Source organism: Burkholderia seminalis DSM 23518, from assembly GCF_902832885.1.
GTDB lineage: Bacteria > Pseudomonadota > Gammaproteobacteria > Burkholderiales > Burkholderiaceae > Burkholderia > Burkholderia seminalis.
The window spans coordinates 41,985-60,858 of the sequence record NZ_CADFDK010000015.1; the positions used below are offsets into that span (position 1 = coordinate 41,985).

16 protein-coding genes, 1 pseudogene and 1 riboswitch are annotated in these 18,874 nt (G+C 68.9%); of the genes and pseudogenes, 5 read left to right on the top strand and 12 right to left on the bottom strand.

Annotation, left to right across the window (positions count from 1 at the left end; genetic code table 11):
- Positions 1–201 precede the first annotated feature (201 nt).
- Positions 202–1,857, top strand: coding sequence for a tetratricopeptide repeat protein (locus HWX00_RS30950; RefSeq protein ID WP_175027335.1), 1,656 nt, complete (start codon positions 202–204; stop codon positions 1,855–1,857).
- A 34-nt stretch (positions 1,858–1,891) separates the two neighbouring features.
- On the opposite strand, the gene lnt is transcribed toward HWX00_RS30950, so the two are convergent.
- From lnt to HWX00_RS30990, 8 genes and pseudogenes are all read right to left on the bottom strand, one after another.
- Positions 1,892–3,592, bottom strand: a complete 1,701-nt coding sequence (gene lnt / locus HWX00_RS30955; protein WP_124671110.1) for an apolipoprotein N-acyltransferase — start codon at positions 3,590–3,592, stop codon at positions 1,892–1,894.
- 52 nt (positions 3,593–3,644) lie between these two features.
- On the bottom strand, positions 3,645–4,532 hold the full coding sequence (locus tag HWX00_RS30960) for an HlyC/CorC family transporter (protein WP_034189026.1): 888 nt from the start codon (positions 4,530–4,532) through the stop codon (positions 3,645–3,647).
- 335 nt (positions 4,533–4,867) lie between these two features.
- A complete protein-coding gene (locus tag HWX00_RS30965) occupies positions 4,868–5,017 on the bottom strand; it encodes a hypothetical protein (RefSeq protein WP_167361875.1) in 150 nt (49 codons plus the stop codon).
- A 43-nt stretch (positions 5,018–5,060) separates the two neighbouring features.
- Positions 5,061–5,693: a gamma-glutamylcyclotransferase gene (locus HWX00_RS30970; RefSeq protein WP_034189027.1), complete on the bottom strand. Its 633-nt coding sequence runs from the start codon at positions 5,691–5,693 to the stop codon at positions 5,061–5,063.
- Between the two features lie 12 nt (positions 5,694–5,705).
- On the bottom strand, positions 5,706–6,482 hold the full coding sequence (ybeY, locus tag HWX00_RS30975; protein ID WP_034189028.1) for an rRNA maturation RNase YbeY: 777 nt from the start codon (positions 6,480–6,482) through the stop codon (positions 5,706–5,708).
- Between the two features lie 134 nt (positions 6,483–6,616).
- Positions 6,617–7,661, bottom strand: a pseudogene (locus HWX00_RS30980) (PhoH family protein).
- 29 nt (positions 7,662–7,690) lie between these two features.
- On the bottom strand, positions 7,691–9,064 hold the full coding sequence (gene miaB / locus HWX00_RS30985) for a tRNA (N6-isopentenyl adenosine(37)-C2)-methylthiotransferase MiaB (RefSeq protein ID WP_034189030.1): 1,374 nt from the start codon (positions 9,062–9,064) through the stop codon (positions 7,691–7,693).
- 213 nt (positions 9,065–9,277) lie between these two features.
- Positions 9,278–10,210 (bottom strand): LysR family transcriptional regulator, encoded by a 933-nt coding sequence (locus tag HWX00_RS30990; RefSeq protein WP_034189031.1) that lies wholly within the window; start codon positions 10,208–10,210, stop codon positions 9,278–9,280.
- Positions 10,211–10,356: 146 nt separating this feature from the next.
- Here HWX00_RS30990 and HWX00_RS30995 point away from each other — a divergent pair, with 146 nt between their 5' ends.
- From HWX00_RS30995 to ribB, 3 genes are all read left to right on the top strand, one after another.
- Entirely contained in the window at positions 10,357–11,532 is a 1,176-nt protein-coding gene (locus HWX00_RS30995) for an MFS transporter (RefSeq protein WP_069706293.1), read from the top strand.
- A 215-nt stretch (positions 11,533–11,747) separates the two neighbouring features.
- Positions 11,748–12,431, top strand: coding sequence for a helix-turn-helix domain-containing protein (locus HWX00_RS31000; protein ID WP_049031911.1), 684 nt, complete (start codon positions 11,748–11,750; stop codon positions 12,429–12,431).
- A gap of 186 nt (positions 12,432–12,617) precedes the next feature.
- A riboswitch (FMN riboswitch) is annotated at positions 12,618–12,766 on the top strand.
- 118 nt (positions 12,767–12,884) lie between these two features.
- Positions 12,885–13,595, top strand: coding sequence for a 3,4-dihydroxy-2-butanone-4-phosphate synthase (gene ribB, locus HWX00_RS31005; RefSeq protein WP_175027336.1), 711 nt, complete (start codon positions 12,885–12,887; stop codon positions 13,593–13,595).
- A gap of 70 nt (positions 13,596–13,665) precedes the next feature.
- On the opposite strand, the gene HWX00_RS31010 is transcribed toward ribB, so the two are convergent.
- A complete protein-coding gene (locus HWX00_RS31010; RefSeq protein ID WP_034189103.1) occupies positions 13,666–14,352 on the bottom strand; it encodes an HAD family hydrolase in 687 nt (228 codons plus the stop codon).
- 108 nt (positions 14,353–14,460) lie between these two features.
- Here HWX00_RS31010 and HWX00_RS31015 point away from each other — a divergent pair, with 108 nt between their 5' ends.
- The gene (locus HWX00_RS31015; RefSeq protein WP_049033882.1) at positions 14,461–14,745 is read left to right on the top strand and encodes a hypothetical protein; all 285 of its coding nucleotides are present in this window, start codon (positions 14,461–14,463) and stop codon (positions 14,743–14,745) included.
- A gap of 76 nt (positions 14,746–14,821) precedes the next feature.
- On the opposite strand, the gene HWX00_RS31020 is transcribed toward HWX00_RS31015, so the two are convergent.
- The 3 genes from HWX00_RS31020 to glpD form a co-directional block, all read right to left on the bottom strand.
- Complete coding sequence (locus HWX00_RS31020; protein WP_027785355.1) at positions 14,822–15,538, bottom strand: MIP/aquaporin family protein; 717 nt, start codon at positions 15,536–15,538, stop codon at positions 14,822–14,824.
- A gap of 80 nt (positions 15,539–15,618) precedes the next feature.
- A complete protein-coding gene (glpK, locus tag HWX00_RS31025; protein WP_034189035.1) occupies positions 15,619–17,121 on the bottom strand; it encodes a glycerol kinase GlpK in 1,503 nt (500 codons plus the stop codon).
- Positions 17,122–17,226: 105 nt separating this feature from the next.
- Positions 17,227–18,750 carry a glycerol-3-phosphate dehydrogenase gene (gene glpD, locus HWX00_RS31030; RefSeq protein WP_034189036.1) on the bottom strand — a complete coding sequence of 508 codons (1,524 nt, stop codon included), beginning with the start codon at positions 18,748–18,750 and terminating at the stop codon, positions 17,227–17,229.
- Positions 18,751–18,874 lie beyond the last annotated feature (124 nt).

Sequence of the window (18,874 nt, forward strand, 5' to 3'; positions counted from 1 at the left end):
GCGAGCGGATGCGGCCGGAACGCGGGCGAGGCCGCCGCCGGCGCGCTTCCGGAAGGGGCGCACGAGCGGGCGGCGCGGTCCGTGCGGCCGCCCGCGGGGTTGTCGCGACGCGCATGCCGTGCCGCTTCGCGCGGGCGTTAAGATGCGCATATTGCGGCGCGCGCCACGCGTGCCGCGTCACCGCTTGCCGACGCCGATCGCATGGACGACCCGACCGACCTCCTCATTCCGCTGCTTCCGCCGCTGCTCGCGCTGCTCGGCCAGGCCGCCGACGCGCAGGCGCGCGGCGAGCGCGCCGCGCACGATCTGTGGCTCGCCGCTGCCGCCCATCTGCACGCGGTCGACGCCGATGCGCTCGCGCAGCTCACGACGACGCTCGTCGCGCGGCAGCGCACGGCCGATGCGCTCGCGCTCGCCGAATGCGCGGCGCGCGTGCGGCCGGGCGCGACCGCGTACTTCAATCACGGTTACGCGCTGCAGATGGCCGACCGCCACGCGGATGCCGTCGCGCCGTACCGCGCGGCGCTGGCGATCGATGCGGGCCGGCCGTCGTTGCGCAATAACCTCGCGATCGCGCTGCGGTTGTCGGGCGGCGACCGCGCGGAGGAGATCGCGCTGCTCGACGCGGCCGTGAAGCACGATCCGCAAGACGTGCAGGCGTGGATCAATCTGGTCGTCGCGCGGATCGCGGCGCACGACCTCGACGGCGCGCTCGCGTGCGCCGCGCGGCTGGCCGACCTCGCGCCCGGCAACGCGCTCGCGATGAACAACGTCGCGATGGCGATGAAGGAGGCGCAACGCTGGGACGATGCCGAGCGTTACGCGGCGCGTGCATGCGAGCTGGCGCCCGACGACGCGTCGTTCCGTTTCAACCTCGCGATCATCCAGCTCGTGCGCGGCAACTACGCGGCCGGCTGGCGCGGCCACGAGGCGCGCTGGGACGGCGCGGGCGAACTGCGCGGCCGCCGGCCGGCGCTGCCGGGTCCGCGCTGGCAGGGCGAGCCGCTGGCAGGCAAGACGCTGCTGGTATGGGGCGAACAGGGGCTCGGCGACGTGCTGCAGTTCTGCCGCTACGTCGCGCCGCTCGCCGAGCGCGTGCATCGCGAAGGCGGCCGGCTCGCGTGGAATACGTTCCCGCAGGTCGGCACGCTGATGCAGCGCAGTCTTGGCGCGCACGTGGACGTATTCGGTGCGGGCGGCGGCGTCGACGCGCTGCCGGCATTCGATTACGAGGTGCCGCTGATCGGCCTGCCGCTGATGCTCGGCATGGAGAACGAGACGCTCGGATCGTCGGTGCCTTACCTGCGGGCCGATCCGCACGCGCGCGATGCGTGGCGCGCGCGGCTTGCGGGCGAGCGCCGGCTGAAGGTCGGGCTCGTGTGGACGGGCAGCGCGGGCCACCAGCGCAACCCGTTCCGGCGCGTCGGGCTCGAGCGCTATGCGGACGCGTTTCGCGGGATCGACGGCGTCGCGTTTTATTCGCTGCAGCCGGGCGCGCACGCGGATGTCGCGGCGGCGCGCGCGGCCGGTTTCGCGATCGAGGATTTCACGGCGGAGCTGACGAGCTTCGACGATACGGCCGCATTCATCGGCGCGCTGGATCTGGTGATGACCGTATGCACGTCGGTCGCGCACCTGGCGGGCGCGCTCGGGGCGCGCACGTGGGTGCTGCTCGACGTGAATCCGCACTGGCCGTGGATGCTCGAACGCACGGACAGCCCGTGGTATCCGAGCGCGACGTTGTACCGGCAGCCGGCGTTCGACGCGTGGCAGCCGGTGATGGAGGCGGTGAGTCGCGACCTGCGCAGCCTCGTCGCGCAGCCGGATCGACCGGGTCAGCCGGCCCGGCAGGCCTGAACGGCCGGCAAGCGGTCACCGGCCGCCGCTTGCGTCATTCGGGTTGATCGCCGCCGTTGTTGCGGCCATTGCGCCGGCGCAGCCCCGGCCCGAACGTGAAGCCGAACGCGAGCAGCACGAACGACACCGCGAGCACGATGTTGTTGCCGCTCGTCACGTAAGGCGTGAAGCCGCTCGTGCCTTCGATCCGCACGTCGAGCGAGCCGATCGTGAACGGCTTCAATTGGCCGAGCACGCGCCCGTGCGCGTCGATCGCGGCGGTCATCCCCGTGTTGGTCGAGCGCAGCATCGGCCGGCCCGTTTCGAGCGAGCGCATCCGCGCGATCTGCAGGTGCTGGTCGAGCGCGATCGTGTCGCCGAACCACGCGAGGTTCGTCACGTTGACGAGCACGCCGGGCGGCTGCGGGTTGTCGCGGATCGTCGCGGCGATTTCCTCGCCGAACAAGTCCTCGTAGCAGATGTCGGCCATCACGGGCTGGTTGTGCACGAGGAACGGCTTCTGCACCGGCGCGCCGCGCGCGAAATCGCCGAGCGGCATCTTCATCAGGTCGACGAACCATCGGAAACCCCACGGGATGAATTCGCCGAAGGGCACGAGATGGTGCTTGTCGTAGTGATAGATATCGCGCGAGTTCGGCGTCACGCCGTACAGGCTGTTCGTATAGTCGACGTAGTGGCCGTCCTCGGTCACCGACGCGCCGACCGCGCCGAACAGCACGGCCGAGCCCGTCGTGTCGCTGAACTTGCGGATCGCGACGGCGAACGGCTCGGGCAGTTCCTGGATCATCACGGCGATCGCGGTCTCCGGCGTGACGATCAGGTCGGCCGGCTTCTCGATGATCATCCGCTGGTACATCTTGATCGCCGCGTCGATGCCTTCCTGCTCGAACTTGATGTCCTGCTTCACGTTGCCCTGCAGCAGCCGCACGGTGAGCGGCGCATTCGCGGGCACCGTCCACGTGACCTGCGACAGCCCGAGGCCGGCCGCGACGAGCGCGACCGCCGCGCCGGCCGGCGCGGCGATGCGCACGCGCGGGTTGCCGCCGGCACTCCCGGCGCCGTTGTCACGCGCGGGCGCCGGGCGCGCGGCGACGAGCGCCTGCACGACCAGCGCCGCGAACAGCGCGAGTACCCACGCGATCCCGTATACGCCGACCACCGGCGCGAAGCCCGCGAACGGGCCGTCGACCTGCGGGTAGCCGCTGGCGAGCCACGGAAAGCCGGTAAACAGCGTGCCGCGCAGCCATTCGCCGAAGGCCCACGCGCTCGCGAACGCGAACGCGCCGTGCCAGGTCGGCGAGAACGGACGTGGATCGGGGGTACGGCGATGCCACGCATGGCCCGCGCAGAACGACCACAGCCCGGCCGAGAACGCCGGGTACAGCGACAGGTACAGCGCGAACAGCACGAGCGCGCCGCCCGCGAGCGGCGCGGCCATCTCGCCGTACACGTGCATGCTGATGTAGAGCCACCAGATGCCGCTGATGAAGTTGCCGAAGCCGAATGCGCCGCCGGTGAGCGCGGCGCCGCGCCAGCTCGACGTGCGCGTCAGTTGCGCGAAAAACCAGACGAATACGACGAGTTGCAGCCAGCCGCCGTGCGGCGTCGGTGCGAAGCTGAGCGTATTGGCCGCGCCCGCGAGCAGCGCGGCCGGGTAGTGCCAGCGCGGCAGCGCGCGACCGGGCGCCGGCGCGAGGAGGCCGCCAGCCGGGCGGGACGGGATCGGATCGTCCATGTGAAGCGGAAGTGGGCGAGCGGTTGAAGGAAACGCGGCTGGCGCGGAACGGTCAGTCTTCGTGCGAGGTTTCGGCGCGACGGCTGGCGAGCGGGTTGCGGCGCACCAGCAGCACATGCACCTGGCGTGCATCGCCGCGCTGGATCTCGAACACGAGGTTGCCGAGCTGCAGCTTCTCGCCGCGATGCGGCACGCGTCCGAAATGATGGGTGATCAGGCCGCCGATCGTGTCGACTTCGTCGTCGGGGAAATCGGTGCCGAACGCCTCGTTGAACTGTTCGATCTCGGTGAGCGCACGCACGCGGAAGCGGCCGTCCGGCCCCGAGATGATGTTGCCGGCTTCCTCGTCGAAGTCGTATTCGTCCTCGATGTCGCCGACGATCTGTTCGAGCACGTCCTCGATCGTGATCAGGCCCGCCACGCCGCCGTATTCGTCGACGACGATCGCGAGGTGGTTGCGGTTCACGCGGAAGTCGTGCAGCAGCACGTTCAGGCGCTTCGATTCCGGAATGAACACGGCCGGGCGCAGCATCCCGCGCACGTCGAACTCTTCTTCGGCATAGAAGCGCAGCAGATCCTTCGCGAGCAGCACGCCGATGACGTTGTCGCGGTTCTCCTCGTACACGGGGTAGCGCGAGTGCGCCTTTTCGAGGACGAACGGGATGAAATCCTCGGGCTTGTCGGCGATGTTGATCGCGTCCATCTGCGCGCGCGGCACCATGATGTCGCGGGCGCACAGATCGGAGACCTGGAACACGCCTTCGATCATCGACAGCGAGTCGGCGTCGATCAGGTTGCGTTCGTGGGCGTCCTGGAGGATTTCCAGCAGCTCGCCGCGGGATTCGGGCTCGGGCGAGATGAAGTCGGTCAGGCGCTCGAGCAGCGAGCGCTTTTCTTGCGGTTTGTCGGTTGGCTTACGACTGGGATACGAATCGTTCATGGTGGTGCGCCCGGGTCATGCCGGGGCGCGCTGTCACGGAGTAGGCAAGGATACACCAAGGGCACGACGCGACCGTGTCACCCCGGCCGCACGGCCAGGGCGGGCGGCTCGCGGGCCCCGCTCGCGGACGGCCGCGCCGGGCGCGACCTCGTCCTCGGGTCCATCCTATCCCAGAAAAGGGCGAAGGCGCAGCAGCGCAAAAAACAGGTTCGGGCAGGACGGGGCGGCGCAACGGGGAAAACGACCGGCCGGCCGGTTGGCATCGGCGGCAATCCGCCGCATGCGATCGCGGTCGAAGACGGGGGCGAAAGGGGGCTCGGAAGCGGAAGGGGGGCTCAGAAGCGCATGCCGGCCGAGCAGCCGCCGGCGGCCGCTCCGTTGGTCGCGGCGCCGCCGCAGCCCAGGATCCCGCAGCCGGACAAGGCGACGCTCGCGGCGACGAGCAGCGCGGCGACCTTGCAGCGCGACCAGCGTGACGGTTTCATCGGTGGGCGCCTCGTTCGAATGCGCGGGCGGTGCGGGATCGCGTCACTTGCATCGCGCGAGCAACCCTTCCAGCGCGCGATCGGGAATGCCGCTCGCGCGCAGCGCGTCGACCGTGCGGCTCACGTAGTCGAGCGTCGTGCCGTAGCGGCCGGCCGCGCAGCTGAACACTTCCTTCACGACGGTGTCGGACAGCTTGCCCGTATAGGTCGGTACGTCGCGGCGCATCACGAACGCGAGCGCGTTCACGCGTTCGCCGCTCTCGAGCGTGCAGGGCAGCCACGCGGGCCGGTACGACCCCATCGGCATCTCGCGCTTCCACAGTGTCTCGAGGTGCGGCTGCGCGGTCGGGCCGGACAGCCGGAACGCGATGCCCGAGCACGAGCCGCCGCGATCGAGCGCGAGCACGAGGCCCGGGCGTTCGGGCGTGCCGCGGTTCACGCGCGACCACAGGTAGAGCCCGCGGTGGTAGCCGTGTACCTTGCCGCGCACGGCGGCGACGGTCGGGAGACCGGGGTTCCAGATCAGCGAGCCATAGCCGAACAGCCAGAGATCCTGCCGGCCGTCCCAGTCGCGCATCGTGTGCGCGAGCGAGGCCGCGAGCTCGTCTTCCGTCAGCAGGCGCCCGTCGCCGATCGACGGCGGGTAGGCGGGCGGGAGCATCGCGGCGTTGCGCATCGTGCGAAAGGCTTACTGGTACGGGTTCGGGAAGCCCAGCTTCGCGAGGATGTCGACTTCGAGCGCTTCCATTTCGGCCGCGTCCTCGTCGCTCGTCTCGTGGTCGTAGCCCTGCGCGTGCAGCGCGCCGTGCACCAGCAGGTGCGCGTAGTGGGCCAGGAGCGGCTTGCCCTGCTCGTGCGCTTCCTTCTCGACGACCGGGCAGCACAGCACGAGGTCGCCGATCACGGTGCCGTCGGGCGCCGCGTCGTACGCGAAGGTCAGCACGTTGGTCGGATAGTCCTTGTGGCGGTAGCCGGCGTTCAGCGTGCGCCCTTCGCCTTCGCCGACGAAGCGCACGGTGAGCTGCGCGCTCGCGAACAGCGCCGGCTCGATCCATTCGGCGATCAGCTTGCGCTTGGGCAGCGTCTTGCGCACGTCGCTCGTGATTTCGTCGCCATACTGCACGGACAGGTCGAGTTCCAGCGCGCGCGGTGCGTCGTCGTGGTCGTCCTCGCGCGGCGCGAGCTCGGCCCCCACGTGCAGCGTTACGCTGTCGTAGTGCTCCGGCTGCAGCGCGAGCTTCGCGCGCATCGCCGGATCGTTGTGCTGCGCGACGATCGCGACGGCCGCGTCGCCGGAGCTGCCCGACAGGTCGAACATCAGGCTGCGGCCGTCCGGGAAGTCGATCCGCAGGCCCTGTGCGTTGACGGTGCGGGCCTTGCCCTTCGCGTCGAACAGCGAAAGACGGGGGGATTCGGGCGCGGCGGACTGGGCGCGACCGGACTTGCGGGAACGGGAAGATTTCATGACGCGTACGGCGATTGGGACGCGTCGAGGATACACCAAACGGCCGATCCCACCCGAATTCGACCGGGCAAAAAAAGCCCGGCGCGCCGTGTGGCGGGCCGGGCCGGCAGGGTGGGGGCAGGGCAGGCTGCCGCTCAGCCGTCCTGATGCTGTGCGTGGAACTCGTCGTACGCCTCGACGATGCGGGCGACGAGCGGATGACGCACGACGTCCGCGCTCGTGAAGCGCGTGAGCGCGATGCCGCGCACGCCGCCGAGCACCTGCTGCGCCTCGACGAGGCCGCTCTTGTGGCCGCGCGGCAGGTCGACCTGGCTCGTGTCGCCGGTCACGACGGCCTTCGAGCCGAAGCCGATTCGCGTGAGGAACATCTTCATCTGCTCGGGCGTCGTGTTCTGCGCCTCGTCGAGGATGATGAACGCGTGGTTCAGCGTGCGGCCGCGCATGTAGGCGAGCGGTGCGATCTCGATCATCTGGCGCTCGAACATCTTCGCGGTCTTGTCGAAGCCGAGCAGGTCGTACAGCGCGTCGTACAGCGGGCGCAGGTACGGGTCGACCTTCTGCGCGAGATCGCCCGGCAGGAAGCCGAGCCGCTCGCCGGCCTCGACGGCCGGGCGCGTCAGCACGATCCGCTTGACCTGGTCGCGCTCGAGCGCATCGACCGCGCACGCGACCGCGAGGTAGGTCTTGCCGGTGCCGGCCGGCCCGATGCCGAACGTCACGTCGTGCGACAGGATCTGCTTCAGGTACTCGCGCTGCGCGGGCGTGCGGCCGCGCAGGTCGGCGCGCCGCGTGTACAGCTTCGGCGCGGGTTCCTCGTCCGGCTCGCTGGCGTCGAGCTGCACGACGGGCTCGTCGAACGGATGGTCGGGGTCGCCGCGGAAGCGCACGTCGAGCGTGTCCTGGCGGCCGTTGCCGGTCGTGTGGCGCACCTCGACCAGCGCGAGCTGGATGTCGTCGACCGACAGCGGATCGCGCGCGGTTGTAGAAGTTCTCGAGCGCGGCGAGCGCGAGCTTCGCGCCGCGCCCGCGGATCGTGATCCGGTGGCCGCGCCGCGCGAGCGTGACGTCGAGCGCCTGTTCGATCTGCCGCAGGTTCTCGTCGAGCGGCCCGCAGAGGTTGGCGAGGCGCGCGTTGTCGTCGCGCGGGGCAGTGAATTCCAGTGCTTGGACGGTCTTCAAAGTAGCGTCGGGCTCCTGTTGAGCGTCAATCAGTGGGTGGCCGCGCTCGCATCGCCGCTGACGAGCACGAGCTCGCCGCGCAGCGAATGCGGGTACGCATGGTTGATCCGCACGTCGATCATCTGGCCGATCAGGCGCGGGTGCGCGGCGAGCGGCGCCGGGAAATTCACGACCCGGTTGTTCTCGGTGCGGCCCGCGAGTTCGTTCGGGTCCTTGCGCGACGGGCCCTCGACGAGGATCCGCTCGACCTTCCCGACCATCGACTGGCTGATGCGTGCGACGTTCTCCTCGATGGTCGCCTGCAGATGTTGCAGGCGTTTGAGCTTCACGTCGCGCGGCGTGTCGTCGTGCAGGTTCGCGGCCGGCGTGCCGGGGCGCGGGCTGTAGATGAACGAGAAGCTCGTGTCGTAGCTCATCTCGTGCACCAGGGCCATCATCTTGTCGAAATCGTCCTCGGTCTCGCCGGGGAAACCGACGATCATGTCGGTCGACAGCGAGAGGTCGGGGCGGATCGCGCGCAGCTTGCGGATCACCGACTTGTATTCGAGCACCGTGTAGCCGCGCTTCATCGCCATCAGGATGCGGTCGGAGCCGTGCTGGACCGGCAGGTGCAGGTGGCTCACGAGCTTCGGCACCTTCGCGTAGGTGTCGATCAGGCGCTGCGTGAATTCCTTCGGGTGCGACGTCGTGTAGCGGATCCGCTCGATGCCCGGGATGTCGGCGACGTATTCGATCAGCGTCGCGAAATCGGCGATGTCGGACGAGCCGGCCGCCAGCGCGCCGCGGTACGCGTTCACGTTCTGGCCGAGCAGCGTGACTTCGCGCACGCCCTGGTCGGCGAGGCCGGCCACTTCGGTCAGCACGTCGTCGAGCGGGCGCGACACTTCATCGCCGCGCGTGTACGGCACCACGCAGTAGCTGCAGTACTTCGAGCACCCTTCCATGATCGACACGAACGCGCTCGGCCCCTCGACGCGCGCGGGCGGCAGGTGGTCGAACTTCTCGATTTCCGGGAACGTGATGTCGACCTGCGCGCGGCCGCTCGCGCGGCGCGCGTCGATCATCTGCGGCAGGCGGTGCAGGGTCTGCGGGCCGAACACGAGGTCGACGTACGGCGCGCGCGACACGATCGACGCGCCTTCCTGGCTCGCGACGCAGCCGCCGACGCCGATCAGCAGGCCGGGCTTCGCTTCCTTCAGCTCGCGCACGCGGCCGAGGTCGGAGAACACCTTCTCCTGCGCCTTTTCACGCACCGAGCAGGTGTTGAACAGGATGATGTCCGCGTCTTCGGGCGTATCGGTCTTCTCGAGGCCTTCGGCGGCGTTGAGCACGTCCACCATCTTGTCCGAGTCGTACTCGTTCATCTGGCAGCCGAAGGTCTTTACGTAAACTTTCTTGGTCATGGGGATTCGCCGTTCGCAGTGGTTGACCTGGGGGCGTCGTCAAGGGTGAATCGGGACGGCCGTGCGCGGCACGCGGATGCGCGCGGCGAGCAGGAAAGGCCGTCGGAAAAGCCTTCCATTATAGCTTTTCGCGCCGTCCCGGACGGGCGGCGGGTTGCGGCCGCGCGACGCCGGGTGTCAGGTTCCGACCCCTGAAAGGCCGGGTACCGGCCGTCAGCGGCACGCGTTCAGCAGGTCGTCGAGCGCGGTTTCCTCGCGCGCGAAGCGTTCGGCGAGGAAGTCGAGCAGCACGCGCACGCGCGGCGCCATGTAGCGCTTGCTGTGATAGATCGCGTGCAGCGGCGCGTCCTGGTGCCGCCAGTCGGGCAGCAGCACGCGCAGGCGGCCCGCGCGGACGTCGTCGGCGATGTCCCACAGCGACTTCAGCGCGATGCCGTGGCCGCGCAGCGTCCATTCGCGCGTGAGGCCGCCGTCGTTGGTCTCGAACGCGGTCGACACGGGCACCGTATGGATCTGCACCTCGTCGCCGCGCGTGAAATGCCAGGTGTTCATCGGCCCGGACGCGATCGTGATCACGTTGCATGGAAAACGGGCCAGATCGTGCGGATCGGCCGGCGAGCCGTGACGCTCGACGAACGACGGCGCCGCGCACAGCACGCGCCGGTTGGTGGCGAGCCGGCGGGCGATCAGCGCGCCGTCCGGCGGCGCGGCGAAGCGGATCGCGAGGTCGATCTCGTCCTGCCACAGGTTCGACGACGAATCGGATGCCGTCAGCGCGAACGTGACGTCGGGGTGCAGCGTCGTGAATTCGTCGAGCCAGTCGAGCAGCTGGTTGCGGCCGAAATCGGACGTCGACGACAGCCGCACCTTGCCGCCGACGACGTTGCGGCCTTCCTGCAGCATGGCGTCCGCGTCGTCGAGCGCCTGCAGCGCCTGGCGGCAGCAGTTCAGGTACAGCCTGCCCTCGTCGGTGAGCCGCAACTGCCGCGTCGAGCGTTCGAACAGCCGCGTCGCGATCTTCGCCTCGAGCTTCGCGAGGCGCGCGCTCGCGGCGGCCGGCGTGAGGTTCAGCTTGCGCCCGGCGGCCGACAGGCTGCCTAGCTCCGCGGCTTCGACGAACAGCCGGATATCGCCCAGTCGGTCCATGCGATTTTCCAGAAATTTTTGAAAATGGTTCAAATGCCACGCCAATTATCAAATATAGGCGTCTTCGGGACAATGCGCGCACATCCCGCTTCTTGTGCGGTGCGGCACCGATCGGGCGCCGCGGCCGCCGCCTTCCGGAGAACGTCATGCCCATCCCGTTACTGGCGCTCGCGATCAGCGCCTTCGCCATCGGCACCACCGAATTCATCATCATGGGCCTGCTGCCCGAAGTCGCGCACGACCTCGCCGTGTCGCTGCCGTCGGCCGGCCTGCTCGTCACGGGCTACGCGCTCGGCGTGGCGGTCGGCGCGCCGCTGCTCGCGGTGCTCACGAGCCGCATGCCGCGCAAGGCCGCGCTGCAACTGCTGATGGCGATCTTCATCGTCGGCAACGTGCTGTGCGCGACCGCATCCGGCTACGCGATGCTGATGGTCGCGCGCGTCGTCACGTCGTTCGCGCACGGCTCGTTCTTCGGGATCGGCGCGGTGGTCGCCGCGTCGCTCGTGCCGGCCGACAAGCGCGCGAGCGCGATCGCGCTGATGTTCACGGGGCTCACGCTGTCGAACGTGCTCGGCGTGCCGTTCGGCACCTTCGTCGGCCAGCTGCTCGGCTGGCGCGCGTCGTTCTGGATCGTCGCCGCGCTCGGCGTGCTGTCGCTCGGCGGCGTGGCCGCGCTGGTGCCGAACCGCCACGACAGCGGGCCGGTCGGCCTCGGCCACGAAGTGCGCGTGCTGAAGGAGCCGCAGGTGTGGCTCGCGCTGCTGATGACGGTGCTCGGCTTCGGCGGCGTGTTCGTCGTGTTCACGTACATCGCGCCGATTCTCGAAACCGTGTCGGGCTACGCGCCGCGTTCGGTCGCGCTGATCCTCGTGCTGTTCGGCGCCGGGCTGACGATCGGCAATACGCTCGGCGGCAAGCTCGCCGACCGCGCGCTGATGCCGTCGCTGATCGCGATCCTCGTCGCGCTGATGGCCGTGATGGCCGTGTTCGCGAAGACGAGCCACCTGCCGGTCGCGGCCGCCGTCACCGTATTCGTGTGGGGGATCGCCGCGTTCGCGACGGTGCCGCCGCTGCAGGCGCGCGTGGTCGAGAAGGCCGCGAGCGCGCCGCATCTCGCGTCGACGCTGAACATCGGCGCGTTCAACGTCGGCAACGCCGGCGGCGCGTGGCTCGGCGGCCTCGCGCTGGAGCACGGCCTCGCGCTCGACGCGCTGCCGTGGGTCGCCGTCGCGGTCACGTTCGCGGCGCTGGTCGTCACGTGGCTCGCGATGCGGCTCGACGCGCGCGGCCCGGCACGCGGCGCGGCGCCGGCAGCGCAGTGAGCGCGTCACGGGGCCGGGCGGCGACGCGATAGCGGCAGGAAAAGGTTCGCGAGAAACGCATTCCTCCGCAATGCTGATAACGGTGTGAAGATAACTTCGTTTGCCCGTGCCAGGCCGGGTGATAGCGTCTCGATACGCGCCATGGCTGGCGCAACCCGATTCCGATCCCGGCTTACCCCCTACGCAGGGCCGCACGGCGGCCCGGAGGCAATGCTATGTCTTCATCCCTGGCGCTCGTGCGCGACGTGTCTTCCTTCGAGTCCGGCAACGCGGCCGACCTGCACGCGTCCGCGTCGCTCGACGCCCTCGAGCAGGTCGTCGGCGTGAACCTCGCGCGTTTGCGCGCCGAGCGGCAATTGTCGCTCGATGCGCTCGCGCGGCTGTCCGGCGTATCCCGCGCGATGCTCGCGCAGATCGAGTCGGCGCGCAGCGTGCCGTCGATCAAGGTGCTTTGCAAGATCGCCGCGGCGCTGAAGGTGTCGGTCGCCGCGTTCCTGCGCCGCCACGCGGTAAACGGCTTCGAGCACCTGGCGGCGGAGCGCGCGTCGCGCGTCGTCAGTTCGAACGGGCGTTTCTCCGCACGCGCGCTGTATCCGGAAGGCGAGCCGGCCGCGGCCGAATTCCACGAACTGCGGATCGCGCCGCTGCATACGGAGCCCGGCGCGCGCCGTGCCCCCGGCACGACGATCAACCTCGTCGTCAGCGAAGGCACGCTCGAAGTCAGCGTGCATGACCGCCGTCAGTTGCTGGCGACCGGCGACGCGATCGTGTTCGATGCCGACCAGCCGTACAGCCTGCGCAACCCCGGCGACAGCGAAGCGCGCGCGTTTCGCGTGACGGTGAGCCCCGAGGTGCCGCCGCGCTGGCTCGTGCCCGATGCGGCGCATGCGGCCCACTGACCGCGCGGGCGCGACGCAACGGCCGCTTTGCCGTTGTCTCGCGGGCGTGCGGCCGGAGAGTCGGCCGTTCGGACGATGCCGTTAGACGGAGTCGTCAGTAAGGTTTTAGGTGTGGTGCGCTGCGCTTCGTGCGCAGCTGTTGTATGCTTGGCCCGCCGTTGACGGGGAACCCCCGTCCGGCAATCAGTGCGTCTTCAGGGCGGGGCGAAAATCCCCACCGGCGGTAGGCTGGCGTAAGCCGGCGAGCCCGCGAGCGCCCGCGCATCCGCGCGGGGTCAGCAGATCTGGTCGAATGCCAGAGCCGACGGTCATAGTCCGGATGAGAGAAGATGTGCAGATAGTCATGTCCGTCAGGGCCGCTTCGCGATGCGTGCGAAGCGGGTTGTCGTTCTGTCTGTTTGCAATGCCCTGGAACGTTTTTCGCCCAAATCGTATTTGCGAGGAGCGTTTCACATGTCCTTGATGTCCCGTTCGTCGGCACCGGCCGACGCCTTTGCCGATCTCCCGTTGCTGGATTCCGAACCGGTGCCGCCGCGCATCGCCGCTGCGCTCGACGCGATGCGCGCCGGCCGCGCGGTCGTGCTGCAGGACGACCACGACCGCGAGAACGAAGCCGACCTGATCGTCGCCGCCGAGCGCATCACGCCCGAGACGATGGCGCTGCTGATCCGCGAGTGCAGCGGCATCGTGTGCCTGTGCCTGACCGACGACACGGTGCGCGCGCTCGAGCTGCCGCCGATGGTGCAGACCAACGAGAGCCGCAACGGCACCGCGTTCACGGTGTCGATCGAAGCGCGCGAAGGCGTGCATACCGGTGTGTCGGCGGCCGACCGCGTGACGACGATCCGCGCGGCGATCGCGGAAGGCGCGAAGCCGCACGACATCGTGCGCCCCGGCCACGTGTTTCCGTTGCGTGCGCAACCGGGCGGCGTGCTCGCGCGCCGCGGTCACACCGAAGGCACGGTCGACCTGTCGATCCTCGCGGGCCTGAAGCCGGCCGGCGTGCTGTGCGAGCTGATGAATCCCGACGGCACGATGACGCGCGGCGACGACGTCGAGCGTTTCGCGCAACGGCACGGGCTGCCGATGCTGACGATCGCGGAACTCGTCGAGTTCCGCGAGGCGCTGGCGGCCGCGCGCGAGCGCTGCTGCGAGCCGGTCTGAGTGACGGGAAAGCGGGTGCGTTCGCGCACCCGTAGCGGGCCGGATCGACCTGATCCGGCTTGCATGAATCTCAGGACTGCACGTCGCCGAATTCGCCGCGCATGCCGGCCTCGACAAGCGACGGCAGTTCGTCCATCTTGCGCATGATCCGTGTGATGCCCATCGCGCGCAGCGCGTCCGCGTAATTGTCGGGGATGTGGCTCGCACCGACGAACGCGATCGTCTTCATCCCGGCCGCCCGCGCGGCATTCAACCCCGATACGCTGTCCTCGACGACGATGCAGCGCGCCGGCGCGACGCCGAGCGTCTGCGCCGCGTGCAGGTAAACGTCGGGGTAGGGTTTCGGTCGTGCCACCTGTTCCGAGCTGAACACGCGCTCGCCGAAGATCTCGGTGAGCGACGCGCGCTTCAGCGAATTGCGCACTCGCACGAGCCGGCTGTTCGAGACCACCGCCGCCGGCAGCGTGACCTTCAGCAGCGCATCGCGCACGCCGGAGATCGGTGCGAGCGATTGCGCGAGCGCGACCTCGATGTTGTGTTCGATGGTCTCGATGAAGTTCGCGGGCATCTCGATGCCGAAGCGGGATTCGATCCCGGTGAGGAAGCGCGACGTCTGCTGGCCGAATGCCGACTTCGCGGCGGCTTCGAAATCGAGGTTCGGGAACGTGGCGGACAGCGTGTCGAGCAGCACGCGGTCGGCAATGACTTCGCTGTCGACGAGCACGCCGTCGCAGTCGCAGATGAGGTGATCGAGCATGATGGTGAACAAGCGGACAATCGGCGACGCCGATCAATTCGCCATCATACGTGCTTTCATGCGCGCGCCGCGTGACGTTTCGGCAAATTTGCCCGATGCGGCCGGGTCGTGCCGATCGGTGCGGAGGCCCGCCTGTCAGGCGCGCGGCCGCCGTTGTCGAAGGGCGTGCCGACGGGCGGGCGCGTGCTCGACGAGGACGCGGAAATCCACTCCCATCCGATGCGCATCGCGCGGCTCGCCGCCGCAAGCGGCTTCGGGCGTGCATCGGGATTCGTCTGGGAAATGCGGCTGGAGAGAATGCCGGTCGAGCGCGTGATCGACGTGACGCCGGTCGTAGTCGTGGAGACGAACGTGAAGCGGAAATCGCGGGTGACGGCCGCGAGCGACCGCTAGCGAAAAGGGGGGGGGCGGGGCGAGAGAAGGACGAAGCGCGCGGCGCCGAACGCCACGCGCTTCGTTCAGGCCGCGATCAGATCGTGGCGTGCAGGTGCAGATACAGGCCGGCTGCGGCGGCGCCGCCGAGCAGCGGGCCGACGACGGGCACCCACGCATAGCGCCAGTCGCTGTCGCGCTTGCCGGGGATCGGCAGCAGCGCGTGCATGATGCGCGGCGACAGGTCGCGCGCGGGGCTCATCGCATAGCCGGTCGGGCCGCCGAGCGAGATGCCGATGCCCAGCACGAGCAGGCCGACGGGCAGCGCGTCGAGTGCGCCGAGGCCGACCTGCGGCGACGCGAGGTACAGCACGCCGAGGATCAGCACGAACGTGCAGATCGCTTCGGTCAGTACGTTGTGCGTGACGCTGCGGATCGCCGGCGCCGTGCAGAACACCGCGAGCTTCAGGTCCGCATCGGCTTCCTTCGCGAAGTGCTGGCGATACGCGAGCCACACGAGCAGCGCGCCGGCCATCCCGCCGAGCATCTGCGCGAGGACGTAGCCGCCGACTTTCGACCACGCGAACTTGCCCGCGAGCGCGAGGCTGATCGTGACGATCGGGTTCAGGTGCGCGCCGCTGAACGACGCGGTCACGTACACGGCGACGAACACGGCCATCGCCCAGCCCATCACGATCACGATCAGGTCCGCGCCCTTGCCCTTGGTCTTTGCAAGCAGCACGTTTGCGACCGCGCCGTTGCCGAGCAGCACGAGGATCGCCGTGCCGATGAATTCTGCAATATAAGGTGACATGTTGTCTCTCGTATGTCGCGGCGGACTCGCGCGTGGCGCGGTCCGCCGGTGTTGTTGTATTTCGTTCGGATACCGGAGGATTACTGGGCGTCGTCGGCCCATGCCTTCGCGGCGCGCACCGCGCGTTGCCAGCCGGACATGCAGCGATCGACCTGCTCCTTCGGCATCGACGGCGAGAAGCGGCGATCGAGCTGCCACTGGTCGCGCACTTCGTCGAGGTTCTTCCAGTAGCCGATCGCGAGGCCCGCGAGGTAGGCCGCGCCGAGCGCGGTCGTCTCGGTGATCTGCGGGCGCACCGCATCGACGCCGAGCAGGTCGGCCTGGAACTGCATCAGCAGGTTGTTCGCGCTTGCGCCGCCGTCGACGCGCAGCTCGCCGATGCTGATGCCCGAATCGGCTTCCATCGCGGCCAGCACGTCGAGCGACTGGTACGCGATCGCGTCGAGCGCCGCGCGCGCGAGATGCGCGGAGGTCGTGCCGCGCGTGACGCCGAATACCGAACCGCGCGCCCGTGCGTTCCAGTGCGGCGCGCCGAGGCCGGCGAACGCGGGTACGAGGTAGACGCCGTCGGTATGCGGCACGCTCGCGGCGAGCGCTTCGATTTCCGCGGCCGTCTTGATGATGCCGACGCCGTCGCGCAGCCACTGCACGACCGCGCCCGCGATGAAGATGCTGCCTTCGAGCGCGTACTGCACGTCGTCGCCGATCTGCCACGCGATCGTCGTGACGAGGTTGTTCTTCGACTCGATCGGCTTGTTGCCGGTGTTCATCATCAGGAAGCAGCCGGTGCCGTAGGTGTTCTTCACCATGCCCGACGTCGTGCACATCTGGCCGAACAGCGCCGCGTGCTGGTCGCCGGCGATGCCCGCGAGCGGGATCTTCGACGCGAACACGGTGGTCTTCGTGTGGCCGTAGATTTCCGACGACGCCTTCACTTCCGGCAGCATGCTGCGCGGGATGTCGAGCAGCTCGAGCAGCTCGCTGTCCCACTCGCGCGTGTGGATGTTGAACAGCATCGTGCGCGATGCGTTCGTCACGTCGGTCACGTGCAGTTCGTGCTTCGTGAAGTTCCACACGAGCCAGCTGTCGACGGTGCCGAACGCGAGCTTGCCCTGGCGCGCCTTCTCGCGTGCGCCCGGCACGTTGTCGAGGATCCAGCGGATCTTCGTCGCGGAGAAGTACGAGTCGATCGGCAGGCCGGTCTTCGCGCGCACCTTCGCCTCGAGCCCCTGCTTCTTCAGCGAGTCGCAGAAGTCGGCCGTGCGGCGGTCCTGCCAGACGATCGCGTTGTAGACGGGCTGGCCCGTCTCGCGATCCCAGACGATGGTCGTCTCGCGCTGGTTGGTGATGCCGATCGCGGCGATCGACGTGCCGTTCAGGCCCGTGCGCGTGACGGCTTCCGCGGCGACGCCGGCTTGCGTCGACCAGATTTCCTGCGGGTCGTGCTCGACCCAGCCGGGTTGCGGGTAGATCTGTTCGAATTCCTTCTGGGCGATCGAAACGATATTGCCCTGGCGATCGAACAGCATCGCGCGGGAACTCGTGGTGCCCTGGTCAAGCGCGAGGATGTACTGGTCCTGCATGTCTCTCATCTCCATCCGTGGATTGGCGTAGTTGTGATGCGCGCCGCATGTGGGGCGGCGCGTCGGTGAATCAACGTCGGTACGGCAACTGCAACAGCATCCGGATCACGCGTGCGGCGCGTGCGCGGCGGCGAACCATGCGTCGACCGCGGCCGTCACCGCGTCGAGCGTGCCCGGCGTCACGTGCAGGCCGAGCTTCGAGCGGCGCCACAGCACGTCCTGCGCGCAGGTCGCCCATTCGGCGTCGCGCAGGTAGCGCAGTTCGGCTTCGTGGATGCCCGGCGCGATTTCGGCGCCGAGGTCGGCGAGCGACTTCGCGCCGTCGATCACGCGCTCGGCGCGCGTGCCGTACGCACGCGCATAGCGGCGGGCGAGCGCGGCGGGCAGCCACGGATGGCGTTTTGCGAACGCGTCGGCGAATACGTCGAACTTCGCGTCCGCGATGTCGCCGCCCGGCAGCGCGACGCCGGCGGTCCAGGTTTTCGCGTCGCGGCCGAGCGCGCGGCACAGCATGTCGCCGGCTTCTTCCGCGAGCTTGCGGAACGTCGTGATCTTGCCGCCGAACACCGACAGCAGCGGGGCGCCCGCGCCGTCGTCCAGCTCGAGGCGATAGTCGCGCGTGACGGCCGACGCGTTCGCCGCGTTCTCGTCCTCGAGTAGCGGGCGCACGCCCGAGTAGGTCCAGTGCACGTCGGCCGGCGAGATCTTGCGCTTGAAGTAGCGGTTGATCGAATCGCACAGGTACTGCGTCTCGTCGCGATCGATCGCGACCTTCGCGGGATCGTTCGTGTACTCGACGTCGGTCGTGCCGATCAGCGTGAAGTCGTGCTCGTACGGAATCGCGAAGATGATCCGCTTGTCCGGGTTCTGGAAGATGTATGCGTGATCGTGATCGAACAGGCGGCGCGTGATGATGTGGCTGCCCTTCACGAGCCGCACGCTGTGATGCGCGCCGCGGCCGAGCGCGCCGTGCAGCACTTCGCCGACCCACGGGCCGGCCGCGTTCGCGATCGCGCGCGCATGCACGACCTGGATCGAGCCGTCGGCGTGCTGCAGCCGCGCTTCCCATTCGTCGCCGCGGCGTTCGGCGGAGACGAGCCGGGTGCGCGTCAGGATCTCGGCGCCGCGCTCCTTCGCATCCATCGCGTTCAGCACGACGAGGCGCGCATCGTCGACCCAGCCGTCGGAATAGACGAAACCGCGCTTGATCGAGTCGATCAGCGGCGCGCCGGCCGCGTGGCGGCGCATGTCGATGCCGCGCGAGCCGGGCAGCAGTTCGCGTTTCGCGAGGTGATCGTAGAGGAACAGGCCGATGCGGATCAGCCAGGCCGGGCGCAGGTTCGGCATGTGCGGCATCACGAAGCGTAGCGGCCACATGATGTGCGGCGCCGCGCGCAGCAGCGTCTCGCGCTCCTGCAGCGCCTTGCGCACCAGCCCGAACTCGTTGTACTCGAGGTAACGCAGGCCGCCGTGAATCAGCTTCGTGCTGGACGACGACGTGTGCGACGCGAGGTCGTCCTGCTCGCAGAGCAGGACCGACAGGCCGCGGCCGGCCGCATCGCGCGCGATGCCCGCGCCGTTGATGCCGCCGCCGACGACGAGCAGATCGTAGCGATTCGGTTGGATCACCTGCTGTCCTTATCGTCTGTTGAAATAGAGTGAACACAAAAATGTTCGAATTCGAAATTTAACGAACGAAATCGAAAAAGTAAAGTTCGAAAAAGCGGGGCCAGTAGCGCGTGGCGCGATCCCG

Excerpts from the sequence above, each read along its gene's own strand:
- HWX00_RS31010 (WP_034189103.1), bottom strand. The coding sequence starts at position 14,352 with ATGCTCGATCACCTCATCTGCGACTGCGACGGCGTGCTCGTCGACAGC.
- HWX00_RS30990 (WP_034189031.1), bottom strand. The coding sequence starts at position 10,210 with ATGGACCGACTGGGCGATATCCGGCTGTTCGTCGAAGCCGCGGAGCTA.
- glpK (WP_034189035.1), bottom strand. The coding sequence starts at position 17,121 with ATGCAGGACCAGTACATCCTCGCGCTTGACCAGGGCACCACGAGTTCC.
- HWX00_RS31020 (WP_027785355.1), bottom strand. The coding sequence starts at position 15,538 with ATGTCACCTTATATTGCAGAATTCATCGGCACGGCGATCCTCGTGCTG.
- miaB (WP_034189030.1), bottom strand. The coding sequence starts at position 9,064 with ATGACCAAGAAAGTTTACGTAAAGACCTTCGGCTGCCAGATGAACGAG.
- HWX00_RS31000 (WP_049031911.1), top strand. The coding sequence starts at position 11,748 with ATGTCTTCATCCCTGGCGCTCGTGCGCGACGTGTCTTCCTTCGAGTCC.
- HWX00_RS30970 (WP_034189027.1), bottom strand. The coding sequence starts at position 5,693 with ATGCGCAACGCCGCGATGCTCCCGCCCGCCTACCCGCCGTCGATCGGC.
- ribB (WP_175027336.1), top strand. The coding sequence starts at position 12,885 with ATGTCCTTGATGTCCCGTTCGTCGGCACCGGCCGACGCCTTTGCCGAT.
- lnt (WP_124671110.1), bottom strand. The coding sequence starts at position 3,592 with ATGGACGATCCGATCCCGTCCCGCCCGGCTGGCGGCCTCCTCGCGCCG.
- HWX00_RS30965 (WP_167361875.1), bottom strand. The coding sequence starts at position 5,017 with ATGAAACCGTCACGCTGGTCGCGCTGCAAGGTCGCCGCGCTGCTCGTC.
- HWX00_RS30950 (WP_175027335.1), top strand. The coding sequence starts at position 202 with ATGGACGACCCGACCGACCTCCTCATTCCGCTGCTTCCGCCGCTGCTC.
- ybeY (WP_034189028.1), bottom strand. The coding sequence starts at position 6,482 with ATGAAATCTTCCCGTTCCCGCAAGTCCGGTCGCGCCCAGTCCGCCGCG.
- HWX00_RS30960 (WP_034189026.1), bottom strand. The coding sequence starts at position 4,532 with ATGAACGATTCGTATCCCAGTCGTAAGCCAACCGACAAACCGCAAGAA.
- HWX00_RS30995 (WP_069706293.1), top strand. The coding sequence starts at position 10,357 with ATGCCCATCCCGTTACTGGCGCTCGCGATCAGCGCCTTCGCCATCGGC.